We start from the raw sequence: 8,613 nt of genomic DNA on the forward strand, positions 1-8,613 counted from the left end.
TTCCGGGAACGGGAGGTCAGCTCGGTCGAGAACGTCCATGGCACCGCCTATTCGCTTTGCACCCACTCTAGATGTAGTGGGTGTGGGCGTCAAGCGAATAGGCACGCATTGATGCTGAGCAGAAAGACGGCAAATGGCAGATTGCTGTCCGCGACAATGGCATTGGCATTGCGGACACCACCCAGGATATTTTTGAGATTTTCCGGCGGCTCCATGCTGGAAATCAATATCCAGGAAGTGGCGTTGGACTTGCGATCTGCAAGCGGATCATCACACAGCATGGTGGGCAAATTTGGGTGGAGTCAGAACCTGGGCACGGAGCCACCTTCCGGTTCACGGTGCCGGTATAGATTTGGGAACGCATAGCGGCGAGGTTTGGGTCGAGCAATCGCCTTCAGGTGGCTCGACTTTCCTGCTTACCTTGCCGACTTCTGAGTAAATCCGTTTGGTTGACGATGCCTGTTCGTCGTGCCATTCGTTACAGCCATGCTTTTCGCAGGGAGGGGCAAATGAACAAGTCCGAATTGATCGCCGCCGTTGCCGATGGTGCCAACATGACCAAGGCCGACGCGGCAAGTGCCATCGACGCTGTATTCGAAGCCGTCACCGCCGCCATGAAATCGGGCGATGACGTGCGTCTTGTTGGCTTCGGGTCTTTCTCGGTTTCTGCCCGTCCTGCACGTGAAGGCAGGAATCCGCAGACTGGCAAGACCCTCACCATCGCGGCCAGCAAGTCTGCCAAATTCACCGCCGGAAAGAGCCTCAAGGACACCATCAATGGCCGATGACATCAAGGCTCTGACCACTAAGATTGTGGCCGCCTACCTGAGCAGCAGCACCTTGGCGGCCACTGAAATCCCAACCCTGATCAAGTCCGTTTATTCGACTTTAGCCGCTACGGACAACCCTGCTTCAGCACCGGCTGAACGGCAGCAACCTGCCGTTTCGGTGAAGCGGTCGGTGACCCCCGATTACATTGTCTGTTTGGAATGTGGTGATCGGCAAAAGATGCTTAAGCGACACCTCACGACTGGGCATGGGCTGACTGCCGACGAGTACCGGGCCAAGTGGGCTTTGCCCAGGGATTACCCTCTCGTCGCCCCGGAATACGCCGCACGCAGATCGGAGTTTGCGAAAGCTGTTGGGCTGGGCTATTCCCGGACGAACCGGAAGCCCAAATCAGCCACCTGATGAACAGGGAAGGGATAGTCATGCCGCCACGTAAGGCTTCCAAGCCCGCAACCGCCCCCAAGCCTGCCAAGGAAGCCAAGAAGACTGGCCGGTCCACCAGAGGTCCGCCACGCCATCGTCGAATCTGAATTCGCCAAGTTGGACCTGAACCTGAGACGTGGCGTGGAAATCAGGGAAGAAGGTCGCGGCAGGGGCGTTTGAAGCCGGTCGTGCCGCTGGTCCGTCTCTGGCCCTTCACCCTGGTGTCCATGGGAAAGATTCTCGGAAACAAGTAAGGGGCGTCCCCCTGCCAATTGAAGTCATTCAATAGCAATAATGGAATATCTTGGCTGTTGTTCTGGGGCACGTGGTACTCATTGGTAAGTGCCGATTGATGGCCGCAAATTAGAGCGTCGTGCCTCAAATGTGAGACGCGATGCTCGGGCGAGCATTGAGCGAGCGGCCAAAGCGGCCGGAGGGCCACGCTCAGGCGGAGGGCGTACATAAGGCCCAAGGAAGGGGGCGCGCGCCTTACGGCGCGGGGAAGGCCCTGCGACTGCAAGATTGGGGCGCTCGCGCCCGCCCGCCGTTTGAGGGCTCTGCGATGATCGGTTCCGGTCAGCGCAGATTGGTATAACGTAACCAAGATGAAAGTGAGAAAACCATGTTTCCACGAATCAGAAGGGCCTTGGTCGTTGATGACGCTAAGCCGATGCGGGAACTGATCAGAATCGCTCTGGGTTCCTTTCATTGCCTCGATGTCATCGAAGTGGAGGATGGTACGCTCGCATTCGGTGCCGCCAACATCGTCAGCCTTGAAGACGGCGAATTGACTGATGGCAGCACGGATATCGTTTTCCTCGACTGGATGATGCCCATGCTCGACGGCATAGCCTGCACCAAGCTGATCCGTTCAGGCGGGCTTGATGGCTTTAATGCCGATGTTCCAATCGTCATGGTTACGGCCAGGACAGAAGATGAATGCGAGAGAACGGCTTTGGATGCGGGCGTCACCGTTTTTGTCAAGAAACCCGTCTCACTTCGCTCACTTTCCGCCGGAATTGCTGAAGCCCTGACCAAAACACCTCAGAAGGTGCTGGCGTAGCTTCCCCTTTAAAAAGGGAAGTGATCGAAAAGACTGTAGGGCATAGAATACCGCAGCGAATGTCGGCTTGATCGGCAGCGAGGACGATATGCTCAAGCTCACGCAAGATATGATGATCGGACACCCGATTATTGACGCCGATCATAAGAAGCTCATTAGCATAATAAATCAATTCTTGGTAACTGCGAAAATATGCGAAACATTAGAGGGGGAAGTTGATGGGCAGAATGAAGCTGCGATGCATGTGACGCTGAAGCAGCTAATTGCCTACACTCACGAACACTTTGAGAGAGAAGAAAAAATACAAAGAGAGTGCATGTATCCATATTTCGACATGCACGCCAGAGAACATCGCGTTTTGAAGACTCAGCTTGAGGAAATGGCATCGGCCTATTTCATCACGAAGTCGAGGATGGTCAACCGTCAATCACTTAACGAAATGAGCGAATTTTTAAGAATGTGGCTGTTTAATCATATTATGAAGTTTGACATGAACTACAGAGACTGGGTTTGCCCAAAGGGTAATTAGGGCATCTCGAAGGCTGGCGTTGCTGTTTCGCTATTTTTCGACAATATCAAAGTCCTGCAAAGACGCGGCTGATCCGAGTTCCATTTCCAAGATTTTCCCGGCCAACTCATTTGCCTCGATGGCTGCTGATTTTGCGGTGGAACTCATAGCGTCCAATCCACCGATTACCGCAGCCAAGCTTGCCACCCGGCCCATTTGTCGCCGCAAGATATCCCCGATCCCAAGGGGAATGCCCTGCTTGCCGGACAAAATATCACTGCAAAGCCGTACAATTTTTTTTGCAGCCGTCACGGCCAGAGAATCCGCACTTTTCGTCAGTGCATGCCGTATCTCGCCCAGTCGTTTAAGCTGAAAATTAGAGCATCCGCTCACCTGTACACGAGAATCCGCAAGCTCCATAAGGTTAATCAATCTCTCTGTTGATGTCGAAATATCATACAGTATCCTTTTTTTATGACTATCATCTGTCGTTGAGCTTGTCTGTAGGTTGACGTTCATAATTCTTGCCGCTAACTCATACGCATTTTCTATCACGATGCCAGTTTGCTTGTGTACAGTCTCGCTGCCAATGCCATCATCATATTCGCCATTCATCTTGGCGATCATGATGCGGTCAATGCTAACAATATGCGTGACAAGCCAATTATATATTATAAAGAATAGTTTCTCACTTCCGCTGCCATTATGAAGGTCATCGCGATTGATTCCGTCAAGCTTCTCAACGAAGCCCGCATGAATACGTTTGTGCTTATCTCTTTCATCATAATCAAAGGAGTCCATGAGAGACTCTTCGTGCTTAAAATGCATTTTCACATAATCTGAAAGCCCATCGATGACGTCATCGACGGCCTTATTTTCATACTCCGCACTTGAAGTTGCCCCGAGTATTTTCAGGAAATCGATGATTTTTCGGTGTTGATCATCGATGTCGTCCCGGCCAGTGGCAATCGCCGTAGACCATCCAATTTCAGCCTTCATATCGACCGAAGATGAAGGGGCTATGGCCTCTGGGTGCTTACCTCGCGGCTTGACCTGCCGCTGATCTGCGGAAGGAGCAATCACAGGAGAGCCTTCTTGGCGGCGGGTCAGGGTATCATCCGCCCGTCTAAACGGCCCTTTGTAGCCCTTCATGATCGCCGAGCGTCTGTCCGGCCCATGAAAGCTCGGAGAAGAAATAAAAGCCTTCTGCGTGGTCATCGTAGCCGTGATCGCCATTTGCAGCGAATGGCGGGTTAAGGGCAGGGTGAGCGAAGCTGATATGCCCGCGTCTCTTGCCGCGATTAGCTCATCGGCGGTCCATTGGCTATCCAGGGCGATTACGGGAAGGGATTGACGGGGCTGTCCTTCTCCCCAGCGGACATGCTTCAAAACCTTTAGATGCCCAGTTCCACCAAGCTTATCGCACAGGATGATATTTATATTTGATGCGTTTCCATGCTCAAGGTGCAGCATCGTGTGACTAATGTCTTTTGTTTCTTCCTGAACGACAAAGCCACACTCACGCATCACAGAAACAATAAGCTTTCTTGTCGCTACATTTTCGATGGCGACGAGTGCATTAACGTCAAATGAGGACGAGGCTACGATTGCCATATGCGGCGTCCACCTACGATTTATCGGGCCGCTTTTTTAGAACATGGAACAAGAACTTCGATAAATCTCTTGGATTAAATGGCTTCTTAAATGCCCCTGTTGCACCAATAGCCATCGACTTTGCCATTAGATCATTATCATCCGTAGCTGAAAATATAATAACTGGAATACAAGAAATATATTCTTTCTGACTTGCTCTAACCGCGGCAACAACGGAAAATCCGTCCATTGGCTCCATATTCAGGTCCGTTATTATGATATCCGGGACAGGATCACTGAATGCCAATTGAAGCCCTTCAATTGCATTGGACGCCTCAAGCACGACGGAAGCCCCCATCACAGATAACAACTTAACCAACAATGTTCTGCTTGTTGCATCGTCATCAATTACGAGTGCCGCCACATCCGAAGACGGCAGGCGGAACAATTTCTGCTCACCGTCAGGTTCCAGGCATTCATTTGAAGGGGCCACCCACTCCCGCAAATTTGTATCAAACTTTTTCACATGTCCAATAAGCCAAGTCTTTAGAAACTCGTTTAATTCCGAAATCGATCGCTCATTAAGTGGCCGTGTTTTTGCGATAAAATATGTCCTGGCAATGTCCTGAACCTGCTCCAACAGGGCCTTGTGCTCATGAAAATGCATATTGTGGTAGGGATACATGCACTCCCGCTGAATCTTCTCTTCCCTGGCAAAATGCTCCCGGCCATAAGAAAGCAATGCCTTAAGAGTTTCATGCATCAACTTTTCATTGTTTAGCGACGCCGAGTGGTCGTTGAATTCATTAATAATGTCTATAAGACGTTGATGATCAGCATCAATGATGGGGTGCCCGATGCGAAGGTCGTCGGTTAGCTCAAGCATCCACATTTCCTTTACTTTTAGGTTTCATGCTCGGCTTCCATCGCCAGATAGACCAGCGGGCGATTATCAACAGCGGAATTATTTATCCAACGTTTATATCTCTGGTCTTCATTTGCAATGTGGCTGCGTAGCCAGTGGACAACCAAGGGCGGAAGGTCATCGGCTGCGGATGTAATGCCTTGCTGGAAAACCTCTGAAATCGCCTTGATCCGGGCACGGAATTGATTGTGCTTGAGGCGATGTTCAGCAAAATTCGAATAACTGACCTTACGCATAGCTTTTTCTTCGCGAAGGAAATGACCATCGACATACTCTTCAAGAATCGCCAATGAGCTTAATACGATCACGCCTCGTTCGCCGCCACTCAAGGTGTAGTGTAGTAATTTTGCAAGCTCGAAGAATGCCTTGTGATCTGCATCAATTGTTTCATTTCCAACAGACATTTCTGGTGAAAATTCAAAAATTGAAATGTTCGATTTATTTACGGCTATACCCGGTTTATTGGCTTGTTCACTTGGCATAGAAATACCCATTCACATTGAAAACCAAAATCGTTTACCGCCCGCCAATTCGGGCGATAAAGCCATCAACCTCGCGGCTAAGATTTTCAGACTGCCGTGACAATTTTGATGCAGCATCAGCAACCTGACCAGCGGATTCGGTAGCTTCAGCGGCAGTCGCTTGAACCGTGATGATCGCTGAGGAAACCGAGGACGTTCCGGTTGCAGCTTCCGCGACATTACGTGCGATTTCCACGGTGACCGCATTTTGCTCTTCCACGGCACCGGCCACGGCGGAGGATGTTTCCTCGATCTGGGATACGGTTCGAGAGATTTCCTGAATCGCCTTGATAGCTTCGGCGGCGACCTCCTGGATATGGGCCACCTGGGAGGTTATGTCTTCGGTTGCCCTGGCCGTTTGGTTCGCCAAGTTTTTGACCTCGTTCGCCACCACAGCAAAGCCCTTTCCGGCATCACCGGCACGAGCCGCCTCGATGGTGGCATTGAGAGCCAGAAGATTGGTCTGGGCGGCAATGTCATTGATCAAGCTGACGATGGCACCAATTCGTTGGGCGGCATCACTGAGGCCATGGACCGTAGTATCGGTGCGAGACGCGACACCGGCTGCTTCCGAGGCTACGGCGGCAGCACGATGGACCTGGGTGCTAATCTCCTTGATGGAGGCAGAGAACTCCTCGACGGCAGAGGCCACGGCCTGGACGTTGACCGAGGCTTGTTCCGCCGCTGCGGCAACCGTCATGGCTTGGTGGCTGGTGTCGGTAGACTGTGCCGACATGGCCCCCGAAGATGCTTCCAATTCTGTCGCTGCGGCAGCCACGGCGTTCACGACCGGCTTTACCTGATTGTTGGCAAAGGCGATGAACTCTGCGTCTCTGGCTTCCATTCGCTTCAAAGCTTGATTGATGGTCTTGGCGTACAGAACGAAATCGCCACGCAAACCCGTGGTGATGATCCGGCGGTAATACCGACCATGATTGGCGGACTCGACGGCGGCAAACGCCTCTTTTCCAAAGGCTTCAGCGAAGTCCAGCAAACGGTTGATGCTGTGTTGCAAGGCTCCAATGCCATCGCTGCCTCGAACGTCCAGAATCCGAGCGTTGAGATCACCACTGGCGGACCGGCTGAGCACGTGGATCGCAGTGGACAGATCACCTGCCATTCGTCGAGCAGAACCACCGATCTTGACGCCTCCGACAATGCCAAGCAGGGATACCGCGATCACGACCCAAAGGGCGATGCTCGAACCACCAAGCAGCCCGAATGTTCCCGCCAGTAAGCAGATCGCCGAAGGAACCAGCATCCCAAGGGATAAGGTTCGGGCATATGAGCCGAGGGTCGTTTCCATGTGGCTGCCTCTGATCAATTTTCTGGCGTGATGGTGAAGATGAAACGGTCATAGCTATCGAATCCCGCCGTTGCTACGGCGTCGTTCAACATTTTCCATGATCGTTCAAGACCAACCTTTGAATCCTGATGGCGGCGTTCTTCTTCCATCAGCGAATGATAAAGCGGCTTGATCGTCTCCAATGCGGCCTTCTCGGGCACCCGTCGATTGGAGTGATATCCGATGATCTGACCGGCAGCGTCGAAGTTCGGGGTGACATGGGCGAATACCCAGTAGTTGTCACCATTCTTCGCCATGTTGTTCAAGGCGAATATCTCCCGACCATCGGCAATGGTGTCCCAAAGCAGTTTGAAGACGTGGCATTTCGGGGTGCCGTATGACCGAATGTGGTTTCCCCATCACCTCGGATTCGGCATAGCCGCTGACTGTCAAAAACACATCGTTGACGTAGGTCAGCCGTCCTTTGGGATCGGTCTTGCTGACGATCAATTCGTCATGAGCAAAAGTTCGCTCACGGCCTGATGGAGTTTTACGTTCACCCGCCATCTCCGACACCTCTCCCAGATTGAATGGATTGTGAACGCGGCTTTATGGGCATACTGAATGGATAAATGAATGGTAAACGATTGTCATAAAGGTATCGCATCTGTTTGTGAATTTCGATAGGGTTCTGAGTGGCGACAAGCCGTAGACATTGTGAAATTGGGGGCACAATGAGCCGAGGAAGTGGACACGATCAGTTCGCGGTTTTCGATGAAATTCGAGACGAATTTTTCGATGACGCCATGGAGCGGCTTCGTGCCCTTGAATTCGTTCTGGATAACGGCAGCCATGGCCGTATCACCCGCTCGGAACTGATTGGAAGCTTTCGGCGGCTCGCCCTGTATCTGCGTGGACAGGCGGCAGGGTTTGGTTTGAACGCCCTCTGTACGATTGCCCACAAGCTCGACGAATATCTTGCGGACGCCCCTGAAACGCTGCCTCCGCGAATCTGGATCGATCTTGAAACCTATATCGATGAGCTATCTAAACAGGTTGGTAGTCGCGGCACAGAAATCCAGCCCGATTTCTCCCGGCTTCCACAAAAACTTGCTTCAACACTGGATGAAATCGAGATCAGACGCATCGAAGTGATGCTGGTTGCTCCCCATGGGGCACAGTCGCATTTCGTTGAACGTGAACTTCGCCAATGTGGCTACAGAACCTCAGTGGTCCCCGATACCGTCTTGGCGTTGTCAATGGTGGTTCAGACGAAACCAGACCTCATTATCATCTCGGCGGTCATGCCGGGATTGGATGGAATTGATTTCGCGATAGGCTTGTCGGCCATGCCCTCAACCCGCAACATTGCAGTCGCTGTCATTACGAGCCTGGATCGGGACGCAGATGTGTTGACGCTGTTGCCGAAGAAGGTTCCCGTCATTTTCAAAGGCTCGAACTTCGCGGATGACCTGTTCAAGGCCCTTGATAGCCTGTTCATGATTT

At 51.9% G+C, this 8,613-nt stretch carries 10 protein-coding genes and 1 pseudogene; 6 read left to right on the plus strand and 5 right to left on the minus strand.

Features of this window, described 5'->3' with window-relative positions; all coding sequences use genetic code 11:
• The first annotated feature begins 167 nt into the window (after positions 1-167).
• The 5 genes from H261_RS24245 (at position 168) to H261_RS21800 (ending at position 2,804) form a co-directional block, all read left to right on the plus strand.
• Positions 168-350: an ATP-binding protein gene (locus H261_RS24245; protein ID WP_235063016.1), complete on the plus strand. Its 183-nt coding sequence runs from the start codon at positions 168-170 to the stop codon at positions 348-350.
• Between the two features lie 159 nt (positions 351-509).
• Entirely contained in the window at positions 510-788 is a 279-nt protein-coding gene (locus H261_RS21785; RefSeq protein WP_008622030.1) for an HU family DNA-binding protein, read from the plus strand.
• The gene (locus tag H261_RS21790; RefSeq protein ID WP_008622031.1) at positions 778-1,191 is read left to right on the plus strand and encodes a MucR family transcriptional regulator; all 414 of its coding nucleotides are present in this window, start codon (positions 778-780) and stop codon (positions 1,189-1,191) included. The genes H261_RS21785 and H261_RS21790 overlap by 11 nt, the downstream gene beginning before the upstream one ends.
• Positions 1,192-1,834: 643 nt before the next feature.
• Positions 1,835-2,275 carry a response regulator gene (locus H261_RS21795; protein ID WP_008622032.1) on the plus strand — a complete coding sequence of 147 codons (441 nt, stop codon included), beginning with the start codon at positions 1,835-1,837 and terminating at the stop codon, positions 2,273-2,275.
• Between the two features lie 67 nt (positions 2,276-2,342).
• A complete protein-coding gene (locus tag H261_RS21800; protein WP_008622033.1) occupies positions 2,343-2,804 on the plus strand; it encodes a bacteriohemerythrin in 462 nt (153 codons plus the stop codon).
• Between the two features lie 30 nt (positions 2,805-2,834).
• Here the strand turns inward: H261_RS21800 and H261_RS21805 are convergent, their stop codons facing one another.
• The 5 genes and pseudogenes from H261_RS21805 to H261_RS21820 form a co-directional block, all read right to left on the minus strand.
• The gene (locus H261_RS21805; RefSeq protein ID WP_235063014.1) at positions 2,835-4,397 is read right to left on the minus strand and encodes a bacteriohemerythrin; all 1,563 of its coding nucleotides are present in this window, start codon (positions 4,395-4,397) and stop codon (positions 2,835-2,837) included.
• Between the two features lie 13 nt (positions 4,398-4,410).
• Entirely contained in the window at positions 4,411-5,262 is an 852-nt protein-coding gene (locus tag H261_RS21810) for a bacteriohemerythrin (RefSeq protein ID WP_008622037.1), read from the minus strand.
• A gap of 17 nt (positions 5,263-5,279) precedes the next feature.
• Positions 5,280-5,795 carry a bacteriohemerythrin gene (locus H261_RS24260; RefSeq protein ID WP_235063015.1) on the minus strand — a complete coding sequence of 172 codons (516 nt, stop codon included), beginning with the start codon at positions 5,793-5,795 and terminating at the stop codon, positions 5,280-5,282.
• Positions 5,796-5,817: 22 nt separating this feature from the next.
• Positions 5,818-7,128: a methyl-accepting chemotaxis protein gene (locus H261_RS21815; RefSeq protein WP_008622039.1), complete on the minus strand. Its 1,311-nt coding sequence runs from the start codon at positions 7,126-7,128 to the stop codon at positions 5,818-5,820.
• A 14-nt stretch (positions 7,129-7,142) separates the two neighbouring features.
• Positions 7,143-7,674: pseudogene (locus tag H261_RS21820) on the minus strand (PAS domain-containing protein).
• Between the two features lie 167 nt (positions 7,675-7,841).
• Between H261_RS21820 and H261_RS21825 the strand changes: the two are divergent.
• The coding region (locus H261_RS21825; RefSeq protein ID WP_008622043.1) for an Hpt domain-containing protein at positions 7,842-8,613 on the plus strand (772 nt) is incomplete at its 3' end.

The organism is Paramagnetospirillum caucaseum (genome assembly GCF_000342045.1).
In the GTDB taxonomy this organism is placed as follows: Bacteria; Pseudomonadota; Alphaproteobacteria; order Rhodospirillales; family Magnetospirillaceae; genus Phaeospirillum; species Phaeospirillum caucaseum.